1 protein-coding gene is annotated in these 231 nt (G+C 69.3%); it reads left to right on the forward strand.

The window, feature by feature from the left end; genetic code table 11:
• The coding region (locus tag ACP7H9_RS14340) for a 4Fe-4S binding protein (protein ID WP_439222953.1) at positions 1–231 on the forward strand (231 nt) is incomplete at both ends.

The raw sequence follows: 231 nt of genomic DNA on the forward strand, positions 1-231 counted from the left end.
CTTTTACACCGGGCCGGTCGACGCCGGCACCATCGCCGCGGTCGAATCCCAGCTCGGGGGCATCGAGAAACCGCAGTTCCTCGACCTCGACATGGACGTCTGTGCCGCCGGCGCGTCCAGCCAGGAGGGGTGTAAGGCCTGCGTGGACGCCTGCCCCCACGGCGCGGTCGACCGGCCGACCATCGACTCCGTCGAGTTCGATGAGACCGCCTGTGAGAACTGCGGGGCCTG

The sequence above is a fragment of the Idiomarina sp. ST20R2A10 genome (genome assembly GCF_051842345.1).
Lineage (GTDB): Bacteria > Pseudomonadota > Gammaproteobacteria > Enterobacterales > Alteromonadaceae > Idiomarina > Idiomarina loihiensis.